This window comes from Leptospira soteropolitanensis, assembly GCF_026151655.1.
GTDB classification, from domain to species: domain Bacteria; phylum Spirochaetota; class Leptospiria; order Leptospirales; family Leptospiraceae; genus Leptospira_A; species Leptospira_A soteropolitanensis.
Window position 1 is genome coordinate 37,993 of record NZ_JAMQPN010000010.1, and the last position, 22,561, is coordinate 60,553.

At 38.7% G+C, this 22,561-nt stretch carries 25 protein-coding genes; 9 read left to right on the forward strand and 16 right to left on the reverse strand.

All coding sequences use genetic code 11. The features are described from left to right. Positions 1–57 precede the first annotated feature (57 nt). Complete coding sequence (locus ND811_RS16820) at positions 58–765, reverse strand: LIC10920 family plasminogen-binding lipoprotein (protein WP_265353199.1); 708 nt, start codon at positions 763–765, stop codon at positions 58–60. Between the two features lie 88 nt (positions 766–853). On the opposite strand from ND811_RS16820, the gene ND811_RS16825 reads away from it, so the two are divergent. Genes ND811_RS16825 through ND811_RS16840 form a run of 4 tightly spaced genes read left to right on the forward strand, consistent with a single transcriptional unit; the run spans position 854 to position 5,784 of the window. Beyond that, entirely contained in the window at positions 854–2,662 is a 1,809-nt protein-coding gene (locus ND811_RS16825) for a chloride channel protein (RefSeq protein WP_265353198.1), read from the forward strand. Between the two features lie 38 nt (positions 2,663–2,700). After that, positions 2,701–3,249: an ATP-dependent zinc protease family protein gene (locus ND811_RS16830; protein ID WP_265368971.1), complete on the forward strand. Its 549-nt coding sequence runs from the start codon at positions 2,701–2,703 to the stop codon at positions 3,247–3,249. 1 nt (position 3,250) lies between these two features. After that, entirely contained in the window at positions 3,251–4,837 is a 1,587-nt protein-coding gene (locus ND811_RS16835) for a 7TM domain-containing protein (protein WP_265353196.1), read from the forward strand. Then, positions 4,834–5,784 (forward strand): alpha-L-glutamate ligase-like protein, encoded by a 951-nt coding sequence (locus ND811_RS16840; RefSeq protein WP_265353195.1) that lies wholly within the window; start codon positions 4,834–4,836, stop codon positions 5,782–5,784. The genes ND811_RS16835 and ND811_RS16840 overlap by 4 nt, the downstream gene beginning before the upstream one ends. A 17-nt stretch (positions 5,785–5,801) precedes the next feature. Here the strand turns inward: ND811_RS16840 and ND811_RS16845 are convergent, their stop codons facing one another. Then, on the reverse strand, positions 5,802–6,314 hold the full coding sequence (locus ND811_RS16845; RefSeq protein ID WP_265353194.1) for a DUF6580 family putative transport protein: 513 nt from the start codon (positions 6,312–6,314) through the stop codon (positions 5,802–5,804). Between the two features lie 83 nt (positions 6,315–6,397). Here ND811_RS16845 and mazG point away from each other — a divergent pair, with 83 nt between their 5' ends. Continuing rightward, on the forward strand, positions 6,398–7,243 hold the full coding sequence (gene mazG, locus ND811_RS16850) for a nucleoside triphosphate pyrophosphohydrolase (protein ID WP_265353193.1): 846 nt from the start codon (positions 6,398–6,400) through the stop codon (positions 7,241–7,243). 75 nt (positions 7,244–7,318) lie between these two features. After that, positions 7,319–7,711 (forward strand): LIC_13241 domain-containing protein, encoded by a 393-nt coding sequence (locus ND811_RS16855; protein ID WP_265353192.1) that lies wholly within the window; start codon positions 7,319–7,321, stop codon positions 7,709–7,711. An 82-nt stretch (positions 7,712–7,793) separates the two neighbouring features. On the opposite strand, the gene lpxD is transcribed toward ND811_RS16855, so the two are convergent. The 4 genes from lpxD to ND811_RS16875 form a co-directional block, all read right to left on the reverse strand. Then, positions 7,794–8,852, reverse strand: a complete 1,059-nt coding sequence (lpxD, locus tag ND811_RS16860; RefSeq protein ID WP_265353191.1) for a UDP-3-O-(3-hydroxymyristoyl)glucosamine N-acyltransferase — start codon at positions 8,850–8,852, stop codon at positions 7,794–7,796. Between the two features lie 91 nt (positions 8,853–8,943). Next, positions 8,944–9,378 carry a DoxX family protein gene (locus ND811_RS16865; RefSeq protein ID WP_265353190.1) on the reverse strand — a complete coding sequence of 145 codons (435 nt, stop codon included), beginning with the start codon at positions 9,376–9,378 and terminating at the stop codon, positions 8,944–8,946. 82 nt (positions 9,379–9,460) lie between these two features. Continuing rightward, positions 9,461–10,102 carry a RibD family protein gene (locus ND811_RS16870; protein ID WP_265353189.1) on the reverse strand — a complete coding sequence of 214 codons (642 nt, stop codon included), beginning with the start codon at positions 10,100–10,102 and terminating at the stop codon, positions 9,461–9,463. Next, entirely contained in the window at positions 10,099–10,338 is a 240-nt protein-coding gene (locus ND811_RS16875) for a (2Fe-2S)-binding protein (protein ID WP_322113716.1), read from the reverse strand. The genes ND811_RS16870 and ND811_RS16875 overlap by 4 nt, the downstream gene beginning before the upstream one ends. Before the next feature lie 69 nt (positions 10,339–10,407). Between ND811_RS16875 and ND811_RS16880 the strand changes: the two genes are divergently transcribed. Together ND811_RS16880 and ND811_RS16885 are read left to right on the forward strand one after the other, a co-directional pair. Further along, positions 10,408–11,763 carry an MFS transporter gene (locus ND811_RS16880; protein WP_265353188.1) on the forward strand — a complete coding sequence of 452 codons (1,356 nt, stop codon included), beginning with the start codon at positions 10,408–10,410 and terminating at the stop codon, positions 11,761–11,763. Beyond that, positions 11,760–11,987, forward strand: a complete 228-nt coding sequence (locus tag ND811_RS16885; RefSeq protein WP_002971906.1) for a hypothetical protein — start codon at positions 11,760–11,762, stop codon at positions 11,985–11,987. The genes ND811_RS16880 and ND811_RS16885 overlap by 4 nt, the downstream gene beginning before the upstream one ends. Before the next feature lie 26 nt (positions 11,988–12,013). Here the strand turns inward: ND811_RS16885 and ND811_RS16890 are convergent, their stop codons facing one another. The 4 genes from ND811_RS16890 to ND811_RS16905 all read right to left on the reverse strand — a co-directional run bounded on the left by ND811_RS16890 (position 12,014) and on the right by ND811_RS16905 (position 16,429). Then, a complete protein-coding gene (locus tag ND811_RS16890; RefSeq protein WP_265353187.1) occupies positions 12,014–12,823 on the reverse strand; it encodes an LIC13212 family protein in 810 nt (269 codons plus the stop codon). Positions 12,824–12,892: 69 nt separating this feature from the next. After that, positions 12,893–13,939, reverse strand: coding sequence for an alpha/beta hydrolase (locus ND811_RS16895; protein WP_265353186.1), 1,047 nt, complete (start codon positions 13,937–13,939; stop codon positions 12,893–12,895). Continuing rightward, positions 13,939–15,354: a DUF2779 domain-containing protein gene (locus ND811_RS16900; protein ID WP_407658920.1), complete on the reverse strand. Its 1,416-nt coding sequence runs from the start codon at positions 15,352–15,354 to the stop codon at positions 13,939–13,941. The genes ND811_RS16895 and ND811_RS16900 overlap by 1 nt, the downstream gene beginning before the upstream one ends. Before the next feature lie 82 nt (positions 15,355–15,436). Beyond that, positions 15,437–16,429: a helix-turn-helix transcriptional regulator gene (locus ND811_RS16905; protein ID WP_265353184.1), complete on the reverse strand. Its 993-nt coding sequence runs from the start codon at positions 16,427–16,429 to the stop codon at positions 15,437–15,439. A gap of 63 nt (positions 16,430–16,492) precedes the next feature. Here ND811_RS16905 and ND811_RS16910 point away from each other — a divergent pair, with 63 nt between their 5' ends. Further along, positions 16,493–17,257 carry an LIC13411 family adhesin gene (locus tag ND811_RS16910; RefSeq protein ID WP_265353183.1) on the forward strand — a complete coding sequence of 255 codons (765 nt, stop codon included), beginning with the start codon at positions 16,493–16,495 and terminating at the stop codon, positions 17,255–17,257. A 2-nt stretch (positions 17,258–17,259) separates the two neighbouring features. On the opposite strand, the gene ND811_RS16915 is transcribed toward ND811_RS16910, so the two are convergent. From ND811_RS16915 to ND811_RS16940, 6 genes are all read right to left on the reverse strand, one after another. Then, positions 17,260–17,622 (reverse strand): LIC13410 family lipoprotein, encoded by a 363-nt coding sequence (locus ND811_RS16915; RefSeq protein ID WP_265353182.1) that lies wholly within the window; start codon positions 17,620–17,622, stop codon positions 17,260–17,262. A gap of 33 nt (positions 17,623–17,655) precedes the next feature. Continuing rightward, positions 17,656–18,909, reverse strand: coding sequence for an MFS transporter (locus ND811_RS16920; RefSeq protein WP_265353181.1), 1,254 nt, complete (start codon positions 18,907–18,909; stop codon positions 17,656–17,658). Between the two features lie 3 nt (positions 18,910–18,912). Beyond that, on the reverse strand, positions 18,913–19,593 hold the full coding sequence (locus ND811_RS16925; RefSeq protein ID WP_265353180.1) for a biliverdin-producing heme oxygenase: 681 nt from the start codon (positions 19,591–19,593) through the stop codon (positions 18,913–18,915). A gap of 80 nt (positions 19,594–19,673) precedes the next feature. Further along, positions 19,674–20,804 (reverse strand): hypothetical protein, encoded by a 1,131-nt coding sequence (locus ND811_RS16930; RefSeq protein WP_265353179.1) that lies wholly within the window; start codon positions 20,802–20,804, stop codon positions 19,674–19,676. Next, positions 20,801–21,577: a GNAT family N-acetyltransferase gene (locus tag ND811_RS16935; RefSeq protein WP_265353178.1), complete on the reverse strand. Its 777-nt coding sequence runs from the start codon at positions 21,575–21,577 to the stop codon at positions 20,801–20,803. Before ND811_RS16935 ends, ND811_RS16930 begins: the two co-directional genes overlap by 4 nt. 159 nt (positions 21,578–21,736) lie before the next feature. Then, on the reverse strand, positions 21,737–22,384 hold the full coding sequence (locus tag ND811_RS16940) for an SOS response-associated peptidase family protein (RefSeq protein ID WP_265353177.1): 648 nt from the start codon (positions 22,382–22,384) through the stop codon (positions 21,737–21,739). Positions 22,385–22,561 lie beyond the last annotated feature (177 nt).

Sequence of the window (22,561 nt, forward strand, 5' to 3'; positions counted from 1 at the left end):
AAGGAATAAAAGGCAAAGAATAACTTGATACAATCTTATTGATCGTTCTGTGGATTTTTATTGTGGAACAATATTTGGTGCGTTACATTTCAATGTACCGCGAATGATCACAGACTTTGCATCCGTATTTGTATTTTGGACTAAACAAGTTCTGTTATCAGATGTAAAACATTGTGTTGAAGAAGTACCTGATGTACAGTTAACACTATCTAGTGTATTACAAGAATTCAATATAGAAGTAGTGGATGTGGAAGTTGTGCTGTAAGTTCCATTTAAAGTGATTTCTAAATTAAAAAAGGAAATTTGTTGGGCACTTTGTAATGCAGTATCAATATTGATACCTTGATTGAACCACTCTACGGTTCCTTGAGTCCCTTGGACAGTTTTACCAAATGCTCCACCCGCTAAAACAAATCCTTGTTGTGGATCTATTTTTCCTTGGATCTGCGTGCTATCGTATGTAAAACGAAGGTTGAGAGTTTCTTTAGTTTTGAAAATCAATTGGGAAATCACCGTAAAGCGAGTGTTATTGCTAGTGGAATTAGATCCACCAGGGGTTGGAGTTGATCCTGGATTAGCGGATGTAGTAGTTGCTGGAGTGGCCTGTCCACAACTGGTTGTCACATCGTTATCGACCTCGCCCAAGAAAAAGAGGGAAGGTTCGCCTTCCGGTAAAATCGTGATTTCCGCTTTGTTTTCATTCTTTAGACCACAAGTAACAAAAATGGAGGAAAATGCGAAAAAAATAACGATATTTCGGAACATACCATCCAATCGTCACCGGAATTCATTCTCTGGTCAAGAGGATTCAGAATTTCCTTGGGAAATTTAGAGGAAAATACAACCTTGCCGTATGGGCTCAAAATTCGGTCTAAAGGGAGTGTTTTCGATCCAGGGACCACGTTCGATTTATGTCTATTCTCTGTTCATTGGTCTTCTTTCGGGCTTCGGTGCTTACGGATTTAACTGGGCCCTAACTTGGACAGAATCATTTACCTTTGGGAACCTCATGGGTTACGATCCAGGTATTCCTACCGGAGATTTAAATTTTCATTCCGTTGGTTCTGTAACTCCTCTTTCCCCTTTTTGGATTTTATTACTTCCGGCGTTTGGTGGCCTCCTTGTTGGCATTGTCACAAGTTTTTTTTGTGCTGAAGCACAAGGTGGCGGAACGGATTCACTGATCTATGCTTTTCATTTTAATGAAGGAAAGATTCAGGCTAAAGTTCCTTTTTATAAAGCGGTTGCCACCATACTTACGTTAGGTTCCGGGGGATCGGGTGGAAAAGAAGGACCAACCGCTCAAATTGGAGCAGGTTTCGGTTCCAGCTTAGCTGGATATTTGGGAGCCGGTGCCAGAGCGAGAAGGACTTTGATGCTTGCAGGAACGGCCGGTGGACTTGGTGCCATTTTTCGGGCTCCGCTTGGTGGAGCAATCACTGCAGTGGAAATGGTCTACCAAGAAGATATTGAAAGTGATTCCCTTGTGCCTTGTATCCTTTCTTCTGTCACTGCTTATCTAACTTATATAAACATTGCGGGAAGTGGTTCTCTATTTTCCGTACAAGAATATAGTCTGAATGATTATAGACACATTCCTTTATATATACTTCTAGGACTTCTTTGTTATGGAGTGGGTTATTTTTTTGTAAAAGTTTATCACACAGTTCAGGATATTTTTTCTAAACTTCCTCTACCAAATTTTTTGAAACCAGCGTTTGGTGGACTTCTTGTGGGTTGTATTGCATTACTTTTTCCAGAAGTATTGGGATCTGGCTTTGGCCTCATTCAAAGAATGATTAATGGTGAAGTTCTTGAATCTACAAGTTTTGGATTTTCTGGACCTTTTTTCCTTTTGGCTGTTGCATTGTTTAAAGTTTTTTCTACTTCATTAACCGTTGGTTCAGGAAGTTCTGGTGGTTTACTTGGCCCATCATTTGCCATCGGTGGTATGTTAGGTGCTTTTGTTGGTTCTATGGCGCAGGTATTATTTCCGGAATTGGGTATTACTATATTCCCTTTTTTGTTAGTTGGTATGGGATCTTTTTTTGCTGGTGTGGCAAGAGCTCCCATTGCCGGTATGATTATGGTTTGTGACATGATCGGAAGTTATGAACTTTTACCTCCACTTATGATTGTTTCTGTGATTGCTGTAGTATTGTCCCACAAGACCTCTATCTATCGGAACCAAATTAAAAATAGATTTTTATCACCTTCCCACCATTGGGATATGAACCAAGACATTATGGATCGAATTCGGATTCAGGATCATTTTTCAGAATTTAGAAAATATGCAATGGTTTCCGAAAACCTTTCTTTAACGGAATTACAATCCAATGCGCCAGGGATCCAAGCTAGCGATTTTATTTTGATCGGGGCAGGGGAAGAATACAAAGGAATTGTTTCTCTTAGGAAAAATAGAATCCTTCCAGAATTTGAAGCCGATTTAAAAAACTTGATTACCTGCGGAGAAATTGTGCAGGATGTTCCGTCTGTTTGCATAAATGATACATTGGGTAAGGCACTTCAAATTCTATTAGAATATGATGTCGACAAACTCGCAATTGTTGAAGATGGTAAATGTTTGGGTTATTTAAGGTATATTGATTTATTCAATGCCTACCAAAATGAAGTGAAAAATAAACAGCGAAAATCAGCATGAAATTCTTTGGTCAATTGGTAAAACAAACGCAAACTCTAATGATACATTTATTTCGATTCTTATTATACTTACTTGTTTTGGGTCAGTTATTATTATTTTTAAACTGTTTTGGATCCAAACAAATTATCGAGAAAAAGCCAGACTCTCATATCAAACCGATTGTCATACCTCCGCAGTATCTAAAACCCATTATTGGACGTGTGGAATGGGTAGAATTTCCCAATTGGAAACTTAAACTTCGAGCAAGAGTCGATACGGGAGCTAAGTCTTGTTCCATCCACGCAGTCAATATAGAAAAGGTTACAGAAAATGGAGAGGTATATGTTTTGTTTGATACCTTTGTCGACGAAAAACCTGTGCGATTAAAAAGTAAATTTGTCAAAGAAGCAAAAGTAACAAGTACTTCTGGAGTTTCAGAAAATCGGATTATCATTAGCGAAATGATGAAGATGGGAAAATATAAAGAAGAAGTGATTATCAATTTAAATGATAGAACCAATCTTACTTATCCTATCCTAATCGGTAGAAATTATCTTATGGGTAAGTTTCTTGTAGACGTATCGTTATCACATGCGTTAGGGGACTAGTTTGGATCGTAAAACTTTAATTACAGTCTCTATTCTTGTTATTCTGCCTATCTTATCTATACTGTATAAATTAAATATTGCGGAACTTTCCTTACTTCCTGTCGAAGTTGATGACACTGTCAATTTACAAGTGGTGATTCTTCCTAAGGAAAATGTTGCTGTTTCTGAAGTGAACTTTCCTATTCCAAAACAATTCATTCAATCAAGAGTTTTGAAATCTAATACTAAAGTGGAAGATTTAGATTTTCGTCTCCAGAAAAAACAATATGGTCATTTGGGGATTTGGGAAGGAGAGGATTGGAATTCATCGATTGGGTATTATGCAAAGATCAAAATTTTACCTTATACACATTCAAACCCAGAGCCTGAACTTCAACAGACAAATGGAAAACAACTTTCCAAAGAGCCCTATTATCTTTCTTTAAAAAACTTTTCTCCCGAAGAAATTCGGTTAGGAAAAAAACTCTTTGAACAAATCCATCCCTATGACAAAGATAATGTTGCAGCAGCGAAACAGATTTTTTATTTTATTTCGGAAGAAGTTTTAAACACAACCAAAGACATAACGCTTGAGGACACGATACGTTTAAATAATGGAAGTGCATATACTCAGGCAATTTTATTTTCTTTACTCTGTCGTATGAAGGGAATTCAAGCAAGAACTGTTGCTGGATTTGATTTATCAAAACAAAATTCCAAAGACAACAAAGCAAAACTTAGTTTTTGGAATGAAATCAGAATTCATGGCAAATGGTATTTTGTTTCTACATATAAAAATATATTCGCAGGAACAGTCAATGGGTATCTTCCCCTTTGGAAATCCGTTGAAGAGAAAAGGTCGCTTGGAGAAGAGCCAGCTACATTTCGTTATACTGCCTATATTACAAAATCCAACGTAAATCGTTATAATTTTAAAGAATATAGTGAGGAAGTGGCATCAAGTAATAGTTTTTTGCGATATTATTCTTTGTATAGTTTGCCAACTCCGTTACAGAATTTATTTCGTTTGGTCATTTTAATTCCTATTGGTGCATTGGTACTTTCTGTCGCAAGAAATATGGTAGGTATACCTACTTTTGGGATTTTTACTCCGATATTACTTGCGATGTTTTTTTATGAAACTAATCTTATTTTTGGGATTTGTTTTTTTCTTTTGATGATTGGGCTTGGTTTTTTTGAACGGTATGCTTTGGATAAATATTATCTATTGGCAGTCCCAAGACTTTCGATTCTACTGACTATCACAGTAATTACATTAATCCTATTTTCCGTTTTGAATGAAGAGATTTCCTTTTTCAATCAAATGAGTGTTACCTTATTTCCCATAGTCATTACTACGATTTTTGTGGAACGATTTTCCATTATGATTATCGAAGAAGGGATTTTGCATACTTTTGTGACGCTTGGTGGAACTTTACTTATCGCGCTCATTAGTTACATGATTTTCTTTTTTGGCTCTTTACAAATTCTATTTTTTACTCATCCCGAATTGTTGTTCATTGTGATCGCCATTCAAATCCTACTTGGCCAATACAAAGGGTATCGCGTCTCCGAACTTTTTCGATTTAAGGAAATCTTTAAATCGTGATCTCTTTTTTTAAGAAGTTTGAAGAAGAGGGAATCCTTGGAATTAATCGAAGGATTGGGGAATATATTTTGCCTTACAATCCAAGAGAGTATTATCCTTTAGTGGATGATAAATGGAAAACTGCAGAACTCGCAAGGCAGTTTCATGTTCCTATGCCATATCATTATGGTCTTGTGAACACTTTTGGTGGAATTCGAAATACTCGGGAACTGATCAAAGGAAGACCAGGATTTGTTGTCAAACCAGCTAACGGTGGTATGGGGAATGGAATCCTTGTTATTACGGGCGAATCAGAATATGATAACGGATCAATTATTTTTCACAAAGCTGATGAGAAGAAGATCACCGAAAAAGAATTATACCATCATGTCTCAGGAATTTTATCTGGACTTTATTCCTTAGATGGTAACTCCGATTCTTGTATTTTACAAGAAAGGTTAGAATGTCATACTTTCTTTCGTGAAATTTCCTTTCGAGGTATTCCTGACATTCGTGTGATTGTTTTTTTAGGATATCCTGTGATGGCTATGTTACGTTTGCCTACAAAGGAATCAGGAGGAAGGGCAAATCTACACCAAGGAGCTCTCGGTGTGGGAATCGACCTTCGGACGGGAACCCTCACGCATTCGGTCTGTAATGACAAAATCATTCATTTACATCCTGACACAAAACGAAAGTTAAGTGGTCGTGTCATTCCTTGTTGGGAAATTATTTTGCAAATGGCCTCTCGTTGTTTCGATATGTCAGGTCTTGGATATTTGGGTGTGGATATCGTTCTTGATGAATTACGTGGGCCACTTCTTCTCGAAATGAATGCGAGGCCAGGGCTTGGAATTCAGATTGCCAACCGAATGGGTTTACTAGATCGTCTTCGTTTGGTGGAGAGGATTCATGATCCGGCGGATGGTCCCAAAGACAGAGTCCACCGAATGTTGCAAGAATTGTAAAAAGAAGAACCTAGTTTTTATGCGTTTTGTTTTGCTGTAACAAATACGGTGCGATTGAGAAAAGCCATCGATCCAAATAGGATTCCGGAATACACTAAGTCACCGGCCATCGAGTTTTGGAAAAAAGGAATGGCGAGCGTAAAACAAGTCACAAGTCCAGAAGCATCTAAAGTATACATACCACTCGTTGCCCAAACTGCCAAATTGGTAAGAACAAAGAAAACAACAGACCCAACCACAGTGAAGCCAAAGGATTTTGTCAGAGAAGAGCTAATTTGTTTTCCAAAGAGGACCGCAAGAACCATAAATCCGTAAACTACAGGAATTAGGTCATGAAACCCGATGAAATAGTCGGAAACAAACATCGCAAAGATAGGAACAAAAAGAGCAAGTCGTCTGTCTGTCAAATAAGCACCCGAAAACAAAGAAATTGCCAAAATAGGCGTAAAATTCGGTGGGTGAGGTAGGATACGGCTGATGACAGTAGCGATCACCATAAGGATGGCAATGGAGACACGGGATTGGAACATAGGGATAGACTCGTAAAGGGGGGGGGCTTTCGCAAGATAAAATTTCCGTTTGCTTCCCGCAAGGTTCGGGAAAAATACAATCAGTGAACCCTCCTAATTTTGATTCACCCTTGGAAAATCTACTGGCTCTCACCGCTGACTTGCGTAGCCCAGAAGGTTGTCCTTGGGATAAAGAACAGACCCATCAATCCGTCATTCCGCATTTGCTTGAAGAAACCTATGAAGTCGTTGATACGATCGAAAGAGGGGATGACAACCATTTAAAAGAAGAGCTTGGCGACTTACTTTTTCAGATTACCTTTCATAGCCAATTGGCTAAAGAGAGGGGAGCCTTTACGTTTCAAGATGTGGCTAGTGATGTATTTCAAAAATTGGTATTTCGCCATCCTCATGTTTATGGGGACAAGGGCGGAGTTGATTCAGGTGAGCAAGTTCTGACACAGTGGGATCAATTAAAACAAAAAGAAAAGGAGTCGAAAGGGAAAACAGATTCCGATAAAAGTATTCTTGCTGGAATTCCAAAAGCATTACCTGCCATCCAACGATCTGAAAAAATTCAAAGTAAGGTCACAAAACATGGATTTGATTGGCCTACAGTTTCGGGTGTTTTTGAAAAGTTCCAAGAGGAAATAGGGGAACTGGATCGAGAACTCAAAACCAAAGGGTCTCTTAGTTCTAAAAAATTACCTTATGATGAACGTGTCGAAGATGAGTTAGGTGATCTTTTCTTTTTACTCGTCAATTTATCTCGTAAACTATCCATTGACCCAGAAACCTGCCTTCGACGGGCAAATGAAAAATTCGAAACGAGGTTTCGTATCGTAGAAGATTTGGTTTCACAAACGGGAAAAACTTTGAAAGATCATTCACTTGAGGAACTTGATTTGTTTTGGGATCAGGCGAAATTAAAATTAAGAAAGAAACTTTGAACCAAAACAATTCGGATCACAATTTCTAAAATAAAATTTTTTAGAGAAACGCCAATTTTTTAGAATGAGAGCAGTATGAATACCATTGAATTAAAAGATTTACCTTCTTTAAAAGAATTTTCGATTATCGCCTATAAATGGTTATCTGACACATATCCGAATTTAGAACGCCTAACAAATTTCGATCCAAGTTCCGAGCTTTCATTCCCAATTCGTTGGAAATCCAAGATGAATGGTGAAGTCTTTGAGTGGGTGGTCTCCGATATGGGATCTATCACACTAAGATTAGGTGGGCTTGAAGGAAACCGAAGAAACCCGTCTCCGATTTTTTATTTGAGTTTAAATAAAACAGAAGAAGGGAAGTTTCACTGGACAGATCCAGAAGGAAATCCAATTCCGTTTCCCGATCCGTCTATTCATGCGGTTATCCAAAATCGCATTCAATTATACATTGATTCAATTTCTTAGATAACAATCGATATACGGTATAATATGCATTTCTAAATAACACACAGCCTATATTGCAAAGCTGTGTCCTATAAAAAAATGTTTAAGATTCTTTTGCCTCAATTCCTACTTTTTTTTCAATGTTTTCAATGCGTTTTAACCATTTGTTTAGATTCACAATGTTTTTGATATTCACACGATACTTTTGAAATTCAGGGAAGGTGAGCCCTAAGTCCCAACCCACATATACATCTTTTGTTTTCGGCGATGTACGTAGGCTTGATCCACCGGCAATGATAGTCCCTTCAACAAGTGTGATATGGTCACTGATGGCACAGGCGCCACCGATAATCACGTGATTTCCTAATGTCACACTTCCTGCAAGACCGGATTGGCCAGCGATAATGACATGGTCTCCCACCTTACAGTTATGAGCAATATGAACCATATTATCAAACTTACAACCGTTTCCAATCGTTGTATCAGTGAGTGCCCCACGATCTATAGTGCAGTTACTTCCAACTTCCACATCGTCGCCAATCACAACGCGACCTACTTGTGGTATTTTGTTATGTTTGCCTTCGGCAAAAACAAAACCAAACCCATCCCCACCAAAACTAGAATTTCCAAAAACAATAAATCGTTTTCCGATGATGGTATCGTCAAAGAAGACACAGTTTTTTCCAATTCTTGCACCATCTCCAATTTGGACATTGTCACCAATTTTGACTCCATCTTCGATGATGCAGTCATTTCCAATAACAGAGTTTTTACCGATAGTTACAAAATGTCCGATATCAGTGTTCGATCCAATTTTCGCACTAGGATCAATGGCTACCTGTGTGCTATGTTTTCCTGTGGGTTGTTTTTCGGGAAAAAATTGACGAATGATTTTTGCAGTTGCGAGTTCCACTTTAGGAACTATGATCAACGCTTTTTCTGAAAGGGAGTCAACGATATCAGAAGATACAATGAGTACGGAAGCTTTTGAGGTTTTTGCTTCATTCACAAATGTTTTCGATGCTACAAAGGAAATATCGTTTGTAGTGGCTAATGAAAGAGAAGTGAGTCCGGTAAAAGATAGAGAAACTATACTTTCTGTATTTTGAAACTTTGCTTCTGGTAGTAATGATTGGAGCGTAGATAGGTTGAGTGTTTGCATCTCCGATTCCTTATCGATGGTTTAAGACAAGGAATCAGAGAGGTCAAAGTTTGGCTAACACTATTAGATAGTCTTAGTCATGATTTTTCTATTAGCCTTCGATTTTATGTGCGATGATGTCATCCAAAGAAAATGAACCAGCACCTTTAATGATCAGAGGAATCGCCAAACCAAAAGTTAAAAGTTGGTATTCGTATCCACCTTTATCAGCAAAGAAACCGTTTGGTAAATGAACGATTAGTGCAGCAACAGCCATAGTGGAAAAAATTCCAAAGGCAGCAAGTCTTGTGAAAAGTCCAAGGATTAAGCCAATTGCGCCAAAGAATTCAGCTATGATGGCAAGAAGGGCAAAGAAGTACGGAATGCCCAGTGTTCCTGTAAAAAAACCCATTGTTCCTTCGAATCCGTATCCGCCGAAAGCACCTAGAACTTTCTGTGCTCCGTGGGGAAGGATCACCAGACCGAGAGTGACACGAAGGATCGTGAGTGTAATGTCTTTGTTTGTTGCAAGTAGTTTATAAAACATTGAGAACCTCTTATTGCTAAATAGTTTAATATCAAACTATTTAATGATGGGGAAACCGGTCAATCTAAAATTTAGAAATTTTTCAAGATTTTTCGTAAACGAGAAAGATTTCGTTTCTTTTGGTAAAATGGTCTTTTAGAACCCAGCCATTTTTATCGAAGTTAGGAAGTTCGGAATTGTGGTCGGCGATCCCTGCCAGTCCCGTTTTTCCGATGATATAAGGAACAATGGTAAGATAAATTCGATCGACTAGATCGGCCTCTAAAAAAGAAAAATTGAGTTTGGGCCCGCCTTCCAAAAGAACATTTTTGTAACCTTTGCGTTTGAGGATTCCTGTGACTTTTTTGGGATCAATGTCATCGGAATCTAAAGCAAAAATCTCAGCCTTGTTTTCTAGGCTCGTTTTGATTTCTTTTAAGTTTGATTTGGTGCAGATGACTAGTGGTATATGATCCGATTCTTCAAAGACATGTTTGTCAGGGGGTAAAGTGCCCTTTCTTACGAGGATGACTGGCCTTGGATTCAGTGCATTAGGTACGGCACGGATTTTTACGATAGGGTTGTCATTGATGATGGAGTTTTTTCCAATGAGGACGGCATCGGATTGGGACCTGTAGATGTCCATTTGGGTTTTATCATCGCTAGAAGTTAGGCCATACCACCGACCATCCGGTCGGACTACTTTCCCATCCAAGGTCATGGCCATATTGATCGATAATTTCATGAAATTTTCCTCCGTGAGAGATTCTGCAATTCGCGCTGGAGGATGTGGTACACTTGCATGGAGCAGGTTCCGCAGCCGGTAGAGGCCCTTGTGGTTTCTCTGATTTGTTCCATTGTCACGGCGCCCGCATGGATGGCACGGACTAAATCGTCTTCTGTTACCATTCGACATAAACAGACCCTTTTGGGTCTCATTAGGGAATTCAAATCGAAAGGATCCATACCTGAACTAATCATTTGACAGATTTGGGAAAGGAAGGGAAACTCTTTAATTACTTTCAACCAAGGAAAATTCAATCAACCTCTATGTCCAAAGACAAAAACCCGGAAGCCAAAAAGAAAAAAAACCGTGAAATTTTTGGATGGTGTATGTTCGATTTTGCGAACTCCTCCTACACCACCGTCATCATCAGTGTCGTTTATTGTGAAATTTTTACGAGACTCGTTGTTCCTGCAGATATGGGATCGGACAGTCCGTACCGATTGGGTAATTCCCTTTGGGCTTGGGCACTTGCTGCTTCCTATTTATTTGTGGTAGCCACAGGACCTATCTTTGGGGCGATCACGGACTATAGCTCAAAGAAAAAACTATTTCTTTTCCTTAGTTACATTGGTTGTGTCGGGGCCACTTTTTTGCTCTATTACGTGGAACCAGGAATGATTTGGCTTGGAATGGTCCTTGTTGCGTTCTCTAACTTTTTCTTTGCATCAGGTGAAAATTTTGCATCTAGCTTTTTACCTTTCCTCGGTTCCAAAGAGGATTTAGGTAAAATCTCAGGTTATGCCTGGGGGATTGGATACTTCGGAGGGATTGGATCTGTAGCCCTTGCCACAACACTTGGCGATTATACCTTAGAGAATTTTCAAAATTTAAAATTAGTTGGGCCTTATACTGCGATTTTCTTTTTCGTTGCTGCCATTCCAACATTTCTATTCTTAAGAGAACCTCATTTGCCGTTAGGTGTTTCGCACAACGTAAATTATTTTAAAATTGGAAAGGATCGTGTGGTTCAAACACTAAAGGATGCAAGTCACTTCAAAGATTTGATGATTTATTTGGTCTCATTGTTTTTTACAATGGCAGCCCTTGCGATCGTAATCTCTTTTGCCTTTATTTATGGATCACAAGAAATTCATATCGAAGCAGAACATAAACAAGCAATGTTTATCTTTATTCAAATTTTTGCCGCTATAGGAGCACTTGCTTTCGGAGTCATTCAGGATAGTATTGGTGCTAAAAAAACTTTCAACCTAACTCTTGTTCTTTGGCTTGTGACATGTGGATTGATTTATTTTGTCTATGATATCACAAATTTTGCAAATGTGACTCTTGGAAAAACTTGGACAGTGCAGTGGGTTTTTGTTTTTATCTCTTCTCTTGCGGGAATGGGACTTGGATCTACCCAATCAGCATCACGAGCATTGGTAGGTATATTCAGTCCTGAATCCAAGTCTGGCGAATTTTTTGGAATGTGGGGGCTTTCTGGGAAAATTGCAGCGGCAGCGGGACTTTTTCTTTTCGGTTATATCCAAACACTAGTAACCCTTAGAAATGCCTTCCTTGTCGTTGCCTTCTTCTATTTTCTATCTCTAATCATTAATCTATTTGTAAATGAAGAAAGGGGAGTGGAAGCGGCACATCGTTTCCAAGAAAAACCATGATAGTCGAAGACGAGGACGATTTTGAATTACACCAGAGCCAAAGAAATTTGGCTCTAGCTACCATTGATGAATTAATGTTAACGAAGATGGATTTGTTAGATGCAGAAAAAAAAGTGCCTCGTTTTATAAACAATGCACTTTCGTATTTAAAGAGGAAGTATGTGACAGAGGAACAAACGATTTCTCAGCTCCTCATCAGTCGAAGAGAAAAACAACAAACTTAAGTTTCAAGTTTGTTGTTTTAAATTTTTTAGTTTGTATTGTAATCCAAAATCTTAGTAATCATTTGTTTTTGATCTAACTCGATGTTTCTAAGTTTGAATGCTGTTTGTTTAGAAATTTTTCGTAACATCTTTTTGTAAGATCTCATGATATGTTTTTGTTTATCATAAGGAAGAGGGTCTTTTTCATCATTGAGAACCATTGCAATGTCTGGTTCTGCTGGTTGCACAGGGTCATTGGGCCAAATAGTATCAGAAGTGAGAGATCTATAATATTCCAAGCGAATATCCGAGTTTGTATCTAACTTTGCTTCTCCTTTTTCATCTTTTTCTGTACCTTCTGATTTAGGAGTTGGGTTTACGAGCCTTCTCATTTCTTTCACGTGGATGGTTCCATCTGCATTCACCCTGCGAAATGTAAGAATGATTTTTTCTAAATCGCTAAAATCCTCTTTTGGATAAATATAAGCAACGCCATCATATAAAAATACTGTCGGATAATCAATGTAAGACTGTCCTTGTGGAAGTTTGATTTCTAAATAAGGTTTACCATCTTTATCTTTTTTATACAATTCTTTATGTTCTTCTGGTGTATGGGCAAGATACTGTGCTGCTGTTTTATCTACTCCTAGATCCTGGAGTTTTTTCATCTTACGTAAGTTCCCAATGATGTTTGCGTGTAAGGTATCAATTTCGTTATCACCAAACCCGTTTTTTCGTTGAAGATCGATTTGTTTTTGGGTCTCACGTTCCTTCAAAGTAGCAGAGGCCGGTTTTTCAGCGTATACAGCCGAAATCCCAAGTAAGAAGAAAAGAGTGATGGAGAATCGTAGAATCATGACGTACCTCAGAGATTTCTGTCTTTTATAGTATCGAATCCTACCTTGTCGATTCTTGAATGGACTTAGTCAGATTTTTCTTGTGGAAAAAAAACGCATCAATGATTGGAAAAGGTCCATTTCCGCTTCTTTGGCTTTAGGAATGAGCCCCGAAAGTTGGATGTATCCGTGGATGAGAGAGGAAAAAAGCCTTTCTTCCACTTTGACCCCTGCTGATAACAAAAGTTTTGCATAGGTTTCTCCCTCTTCGCGTAGAGGATCATAACCGGCTATTCCAATGTATGTCGGAGGAAGGCCTTTCAGCTCTTTCGAATCAGCCAAAACGGGAGAATTATAATGAAGTAACCTATCTTTTTTGTTGGGTAGGTAATTCTGAATAAACCAACGCATAAGAGAACGTGTGAGGACAAAACGTTCTGCAAAAAGTTCATATGTTTCTGATTCTTTGGAAGTATCGAGCATAGGATACAGTAGGGCTTGGTACACTGGAACCGGAACTTTGTCTTTTTTGGCCCGTAAACAAAGTGAAGTTGCGAGTAATGCTCCTGCACTATCCCCACAAACGGCAATCGCATTGGGTGAGCCCCCAAAAAGAAAAACGGTGTTTCGAACATATTGATACGCGAGCCAAACATCATCGTGGGCCGCAGGGTAGGGATGTTCCGGTGCCAAACGGTAATCCACGGCAATCACGATGCTCTTTGTGTAATGAGACATTTTACGACAAAAATTATCATGGGTCTCTAAATTACCAATGGTGAGACCTCCACCGTGAAAGAAGAGTATAGTAGGAAGATTTCTTTTTTGTGGGTTGGCGTTGTAGACTCGGATGGGAATGAAAGAGGCACTAGGAGTGGGAATGAGTTTGTCTTCGATATGAGCAATCGGAAATTCCGGCTCATCGAAGATCCGCATTTGATCGCGGTAGTGCCGGCGAGCCTTCTCTGGGCTCATTTGTTCCATTTTGGGTAGGAACCTTGCAATGTTACAAGCTAAGGCACAATGCGGATCCAATGCATTTGTTTCCGGTTGGCCTGACCTACGAACCAAAGTGGAAATCCAATGTTCTGGTAACGAAAAGACAAGTTGTGCGACTGATTTTTTGATACCTAACATTAAATAACCGATAATCTTTCTTGTAACATTCTATAGATTAAAAACAAACCGTAACTGTCTAATTTGCAGTAAGCTTTCAAATCCTCCAGAACACGTTTTTTTTCTTCGGCTGTCACCTGCTTTTTTATTAATCTTAAATATTGGTAGTTAGCATCTTGGCCTTCACGAATGGATAGGCTTGTGTGACTTTCTGTACTAAAGCAGGGAAGTATTTCCTTTAATGATGCTTTGCCGTTCTGACCTGGATGGTAGATCCAAAGTTTTTTAAATGGCAATGCCAGGTCGATAAACATCGATTTGACTCTCTCCCAGAACTCTAAAAACTCAGGAAAAGCTTCTGCAGACTCCTGAATGATGAGTTTTTCAAAGAAATCGTTAAAAGAAAAGATTGTGATCCCTGGTGGTAGATCCTTTTGCAATTGGGACATAATAGAAATACGGGGATCAGAGCCTACATCTTCATGTAGATAGGTCTTATGTGTTAAATGATCATTTTCAGAATCCCAAATATGTAAGGAATATAAGTAAGGAATGTGTTGAAAGGGTCTTGTTTGAGGATATAGAGGAATGTAAGGGTTGATTGATTCAAAATCTAAAAAAGCAACAGATTTTGTCGCATTAGATAAATACGTTTCGAACGATTTTCGATCAAAGTATATATTTCCGGTGATATGAGCTTCTTTTTGTATCTTTTGGATGGGCGAAAGTTCAGAATCGGGTACAGATTCGTACGAATCGTACCCTGAGGCAAACCACTGTTTTGCTAATTCGGAGCTGTCCCGAAAATCGAAGATCTCTTTGGCATTTTCTTTTCCTTTTGCACAATGACTTGGAGACAAACAGATTTTTAAGGAACGACAACTCGGCTGAGCCTCTAAAAAGGAATACTGTACGGATTGTCCGTTTGTTCTTTCTAGTTCCTCTAGGAATGATCTCCATTCTTCATCCCTCGTCCCCATCTCAGAATCCATACGAGGTGTGATATCTTCTATGAGTAGGTAATCTTCTGGTTTTATCGAACCTCCAGGATAAACAAATTTTGTTTGGATGCGAATGAGTTTGTAGCCAAGAATCCGAAGTGACATTCCTTCTGCCACTTGTTTGTAAAAATAAAAAGAACGAAGAATGTCTTGTTTGATGGAACCAATTGGCCGAAAATCCCAGAGAAACCAACCGTCACGTTCGCAGTCGTATTCTAAAAACTCCACTGTGGAAACAAATTCTTTAAAACGAAGATGGGCATGGAAAATCGATTTCTTTTTAAGAATCAAACTCTCCGTTTTTTGAAAACTTTCTTCTTTATCTAGCGTTTTATCGATGGAGGTTACATCACTAAATTGGTTTCTGCAGAGTTGGAGGAAATCTCCCCATTCCAGATAACCGCCATAAGACGCAGAGGAAGGTTTGGGAACCATTCCTTCTCTTATTAAATGAAAAGCATTATTACATCTTAAGTATTGTAAATACTGAGATTTGGTGATTGTAGTAACTTCTTTATCAAACAAATTGATACAATTCTTCCCAATGTTTTGTATAGGATTGGAATGAGTTTTTCCAATTTTCTGAAGTAGAGACTAGAGCCTCAGGTGATGATACGAAAAATTGAAATAGAGCATTTTGATTGGTTGTTTTGACTTTGTATTCGTTTCCCGCCATTTCGTAATTGGCACCATCTAAAAATAAGTCCCAACGATCTTTATAATCGGGATGAATTTCAAAAGGAATTTCGATTTCTGGGTGTTTGGTGATTCGTAAGGGATGAAAATTCAAATCTTCTTTTGCGATTTTTAGATTCGATAAAAATTCTTCTTTGGATTCTTTTTTGACGGTGATTTTCGGAAGAATGAATCTTCGTAATGACTTTCTTCCTCGATCATAGGCTAGTAAATAGAAGTCGGTAGTGTTTTTCCTGACCAGTCGATAAGGTTCGATGATTCTTTCATTGGATTCATATCCATATTGGATGGTGAGTGCTCTTTTGTCTTTGATTGCCTGAAGTATTTTTTCTGTATGGGAGGAGTCCTGTTCCTCTTCGGATTTCGAATCCTGTTTTGGTTGTTTTGCAAATTTTGGAATGAGGTCTAGATTGTTTGAAAATAGTTTCTGCGAGAGACTAAATCCTTCGGCCGAAGGTTCTTGGGCATACAAAACTTGTGACAGATATTCTAACTCTTCTTTGGTGAACTTGAGAGACCTGTTGATTGATTCTTTTTCTAAATAATAAGGGAAGTAGTCTTCTGATTGGTAACCAAACTGAGCCACTTTGATATTGAATCCTAGGCTTTTGAGTTGGTTTAGGTCACGGTAGAGTTTTTTTCGATCGGATTCTATATCCTCATTTTTATAGAACCGAGGCATGATATTACGAAATTTTTGGAAACTGATCCCTTTTGGTTCGCGGAGCAGATTAAAAAGCAATGCAAAGAGGCGGACTTCCGTCTCATTCATTTTTTTCACTTCAATCATCGGAAAGTCTTCAAAAGAAGTCATATCTTCCCAAATTGTTTGTTTTTTTGATTCCGAAAAGTAGAAAATGAAAAAAACTGGAAAAGAATGCGAATCATTGGTCTTTTTCTTAGCCTCTCCTTTTTTCTACAGTGTGCAACGTATTGGAAAAATCGTAAAAATGATTTCCAAGACATTGTAACCGTGGGTGCCGAAACACCTATGTACGGAGCTGCTGTTAAAGTGGGTCCACTGCCTATTGGCGTGCTTTTCCAAGGTGGAGAATCGGAGATGGGAAAAAAGGATTTGGGTCGAGGGATTGGTCTTCGGGGCGGAGAATTTGGTGGTTACCATTCTCAACAACTCGTCTTCGGTATATTAGGTGGTGAAAGTTTTCATTCAGGCCTTCCACTTTTGGATGCCAAAGGGAATTGGCTTATCGATAAAAAAGGAATTCCTCTTACCAAAGAAGAAAGAGCCAACTTAAAAAGTTATAAGATGCGATATTATTCTTATCTCTATGATCCAGTAAAAGATCGAAAACGAAGGAAAAAAGAGCACTTTCGTCGAGAACTCACCAATGACTTGGTCGCTGCCACAGGACAAAAAGAATTTTTAGTTTATCTTCCCCAAGAAGAATTAAAACCTTTTGGTTATCCTCCTGGTTATTCCTGGAATGTGGAATTTGTCGCAGGGGTTTACGGAGGGGCGAGACTTGGATTTAATGTTGCCGAAGCATTCGATTTTTTATTGGGTTTTACCACCATTGATTTGTTAGATGATGATATCGAAGGAAAAGTCAAACCAAGTTTTCCTGGTTATCCTTTTCCTGCACCAACCGATGCCGAATTGGATTCCACATCGGAAGAATGATTTTATAGTTTAAAGTCTTTTGCTGTAATTTTGTTTTTAGCGTCAAAAGTAAGTTTCAAAAACTTTTCTACTGTATCTGGTTTTTCTTTTAAAGTGTAATATTGTTCTGGAACATCGCGATCTTCAGCAAAATACCAAACCATAACCGTTCCACTCGGGTCAGACGATTTTTCCGTTGATTTACCAAGAACAGCTTCTGTTTTTACTAAACCATCCCCCACTTTGATCATATCGATTTCTAATTTGCGGAGTGCGGTGTGCGGATGAACTTTAGTGCTTCCTGCTTGTACCTTATTTCCTGAAGAGCAGGAAACGAGGAAAAGAACGGACGCAAGTGTGCTGAGTATCAAAAGTTTTTTGAACATAAACCCTTACCTTAAGATGGATTACCCAAGATTCTACAAGATAGGATCAGGGTTGGCAAGTGTTATCTTTTCCCTTTCTTCATCGATTCTGCTCATTTTTTCTAAAATCTTTTTGAAAAAGGGAATGGTTAAAAATACAAGTCCTATCTCCAAAAATCCAAAAAAGAAAGAAAGGGCAGAAAAACTATATGTTGGAGGTAACAACGATTCAAAAACAGTTTGCATTTGAACCGAAACTACTGGTCCTAACATAAACCCAAGAGAACCTACACCAGTAAAGGCAGACATAGTAGTGGCGGTAAGACCTGGTTTTGACATTTTACTGGCAAGCATCATTGAAGGAACAAACATCACTCCGGCTCCAATCCCGCAGATCAGTAAAAAAGTAAAAAGATACCAATAATCGTTGGTTGTCCCAGAGAGACCCAGAAAGATTCCGTATATAGTAGACCCTATTAGCACCAGAGGAAGAACACCTGTTTTGCGAGAGAGGAGTGCCGAAGGGTAAGAAAGTAAACTCATGGGAAAAAGTACAAGTCCTAAAAAGACTCCTAACATTCCAGGATGGAAAGCAAGAGTTTCCCGTAGGTGGATATTAAAGGAAGAAATGATGAAACCCACAGTAAAGCGGTCAATGAAATTGAATAGAAAAGGAACAAATAAAAAGGGATTTTCAAAAATCGCAATTTTTAAGTCGCTCAACTTAAAATCTTTTACTTTATGAATTCCTTTATCCTTTAACATCAGTAAACTCATTAGGCCAACAAAGATAAGAATACCAGAACCCACATAAAAAGGCAATAGAGGGTTTTGTCTTCCTAGGATTCCTAATGGCATTCCAAATGCACCACCTAAGGATAAAAACATACCTGTGATGCCCATAAGAATTCCTTTGCCATAGTAACGTTTGTTTTCTGGATCGTTTTCACGATCGGCTGCGGAACTGAGCAAAAGTCCAATGATAAAGATATGAGCGGCACCTTCTAGGAATCTTAAAAAAAGAAAGAGTCCCATATCGGTGACGATGGTGAGTAAATAAAAAAGGCCTGCATCCAAAAAACAGAAAAAACTAATGAAATACTTTCTGTTTTTGAAACGATCAGAGATGATTCCCGCAACTGGCGCAAAAAGGAAGGAACCGAGCATGGGAATACTTGTGAAATACGCTACTTCCCAATTGGAACCGAGCAACCGGTCTTTTACAACATCCTTTACTACCGGTACAATCATTGTAACCGGTAACATAGATAAAAAAACTAAAGTGACTAAAGTATACGGGAATCCCAAAAATTAACCTGCTGGTAGGAGAGTTTGGTAACGATCCATTCCGATATTTTCTTTCAGGTCGGAATCGAGTTCAATAAACAAAAATTTGTTTAAATCAAACGTTGCCTTTGCCTCTTCTAATAGTTCTGCTTTTTGTGTATCGTCTAGAGGGAGAGTGTCCAAGTTTTGACGATAGATTCCTTTGAACGCCATAAGGTCTTCAATTTCGGGAAATTCATAAAAAGCAGTTCCTTCATTTCCTTCTAATGCAAAAGTTTTTGCTACTACTTTTTTAATCGCTTGGCCACCGGATAGATCTCCCAGGTAACGAACGTAAGCTTGTGCTACGAGTAGTTCTGGTTTGGTTTTGGCAATATTTTTAATATGATCTATGTATCCTTGTGTTGCTTTGGATACGGAACCTCGCAGTTTTGTACCAAATTTCTTTTGGAAACTCGCAATGTCTTCTTTTAGAGCGTTTTCACGAAAAAGAGCAGGGAAATAAAGTTTTGTTAGGATCGGGTTGTCTTTGTTTTGGCGATAGAGGTCTTCCATCACGGTATAGACCGCAAGTAAACTCTCTAATTGGTAAGTATAGGTTTGGGCATCGAGACCCCCTCGAAAAATGGCACGGAGGTAGGGAACCTTTTCGGTTTCCTGGTGTTTTTCGGCGGTTCCTTCTCGTAACATCATTGCAATAGACATAATGGTTCCTCGTTTCTTTTTATGAGAATCAATCTCATATATGACACTACCCTGACAATTGCAGGTGGTGTCAAAGAAAATTATAGGGAATCTTCCTGGGTAGGAGAATTCCAAAATTCAAGTGGGGTATTGGCCCTTTGCTCGGGGTAGAGAAAGTAGGAGAGAAAGAACACTAAAATGGAAACTAGGATTCCAATGGTAGCAAGAACCACGTCCTTTCCCACTTTGCGAAAGGTGTCTAGGTAAGGGAGGTCTTTGTAAGTGATGACATTTAAGATGATTTCCCGGCCTGCAAGGAGTCCGAGAAAGGCCCAGGTGGTGGACATGGGGACACTACTGATGTATTGGAAAAAAAACAAGAGGCTTCCGTAAACTAAATCCACGATGGTTGCTGCTTTGGCCCATTGGATGTCTGATTTTTCGGAAACCACGCGCTGGATGGTACCACCATTGGTACGAATGATGATGAGTAAGGCTGCGATCAGGATAAACACTGCTGCTAAAAATTCAAAGATGCCTAGTTGACGAGGTAAAAAAACGGCAATGTTCGCAGTGTCTTGAAATAACCAAGCCACCCATAAATACATGGTGGAAAGCCATTGTAATTGGGACCACCTTCTTTCCGTTACGGGATCGGGCGTATGGACTTCGTGGTATTCGTGCGGGTCTACTTTCACGAGGATGGCCCAAACCACTATGGCAACAAGGAAAGCTAGACCGTATCCAAAGAATGATTTTGTGAGCATTTGGTCTATGGTCTTGCCACCAAACAAACCTAATACGAGAAAAGTTGTAGAAACTGGAGCCCTAAGTCTCGTGATAACAACTAGGATTACAGGTGCTAAGAGTTGGAGGAGGTTGAAGTCTTTGGTTTCAGGAATGGAATCAAGTCTATGGAAGTGGATTTCTCCGCCGTGTAAAAACCAAGCGATCAAATGAACGAAAAATAAAAGACCACCGAAAACCAGAATCTTTTGGAGCCAGTGAACCGATTTTTTACTCTCGATAAAGGTTCCGATGGTTTGGACCGCATCGTTTCCAGCCACAGAGAACGATGCAATCGCAAAAGAAAACCATCCAAGATAATACCGAGGAAACCCCAGGAAATAACCGGCACAAATGGTAAGAACTAAAAAAAGGGTAAAAACAAAGAATCGAATTTGGTCCTTTTTTGTAGGGTGCTGGTAATCTATTTCCTGGTTAGGGTTCATGCATTCATATAGTGTTTCGCATATCTCTCCGTGATTTCCTTGCGGTCGAAAAGAATAAACACATCTGTAGTACCAAAAACAGAATCCAGTGCAGGAATTCCACAGATTTTAGCACCCACTCGGAGGTATCCTTTCAAAAGTGGAGGGATATTTTTGGAGATTGTTTTGGGATCTTCTACATGGAAATTAGCATCAAAACCAGGAAGGACATAGTCAGGGTTCGGATATACACGAAATTCTTCTGGGGCAATCGCATCTTTCGCTTTCAAAAATCCATAAGATTGAGATGCTACATCTGCATCCGTGGAGTGAATGGATCCACAACCCATGAGGTAACGAACATTATGTTTGTTCATAAACTCAGCAAGACCTTGCCAGAGAAGTGAGATCACCGAACCATCACGGTAGTCAGGGTGAACACAAGAACGTCCCACTTCAGCGATTTCATCCGGAAGATTATAAATAGAAGTAATATCAAATTCGTTTTCGCTATAAAAACCGATTCCGTTTTTTGCATTTTGGCGTGTTAAAATGCGATAAGTTCCAACAATTTTTTTGTCATCAGTAGATTTATCGATAACGATTAGGTGATGGCAGTACAAATCGTACTCGTCTCGATCTTTTCTTGTAGCAGAAGATTGTGGCAGACCTTCTCCCATTTCTAAGTTGAACACTTCATATCGCAGTGCGAGTGCTCTTTCAATTTCTAGTTGGTTTTCTGCTAAACGAACTTCTAAAATTCGTTCTGTTTTATTAATAGTAGTTGGTTTCATCGGATTTTATCCTCTTGTTTATCTTAAGGATAAGGTAAAATGGATCGGTTACGGCAATGTGACAAAAAGGTGAAAATCCGTTGATAAGGTGAATCTTTACATTATTACAAATCGGTGACACGGAAGGTATCTTCGATTTGTTTACCTAATTTTATTTATTCAATCAAATAAGGTTTCTTCTTTGTTCAAATCCTCTTCTCTTGTTTCGTCAGGAGAAAACTGATATAATAAATCTGTAATGTCTTTCGGATTTGTCACAGAAGGATCCAACCAAAAACCTTGGTTTTGTAATGGCATAACAATTGGTTGACGGTGTTTGTTTTCACCGCTATTATGAATGGATTTCATTTTTTCATTTGCCGAACCAGTGAGCACCGTAATCCAGTGTTTTCCATTTTCTACTCCCCATAGTCCTGCAAAAAAAGTATTCGAGTTTTTGAATGTGATTTCATATTTATGTTTTTTGCCAGTTTTTTGTGTTTGCCATTCAAAAAAGGAATGAACAGGGATAAGGATGCGATTGTTGATAAACTGACTCCAAAAAGGCGAGGAAATTAATTTTTCCGATTTTGTGTTCGTCAAAAAGTCGGGACACCAGGTAGGTTGTGTCCCCCAAATACATGTTTTGGAAATGATTTGGTTCCCATTTAATTGGAAAGTTTGGATATGACTTTTGGGATGTTTGATTTCAAATAGTGGTGTATTTGTTTTTAAGAATTGATCGATCGTTTCCTTGGGGAGTCGGTAAAACCAATCCGCTTTTTTTTCTTCTTCAAGGATTAATCTCCAGGATAACAAATTACACATGGTAGTAAAAAAATAAATTTAAATTAGGTTATGTCAAATAGATTAACGAATGACCGATTCCAAGAAGTAAGAAAGTATTTGTAAATGTTGTTCATTTCATAAATTTGCGAACGCTTCAAGGTTTTAGATAATAAATTTCTGATGATAGTTTTTAAATCTGACAATTGCGCCAAGGTT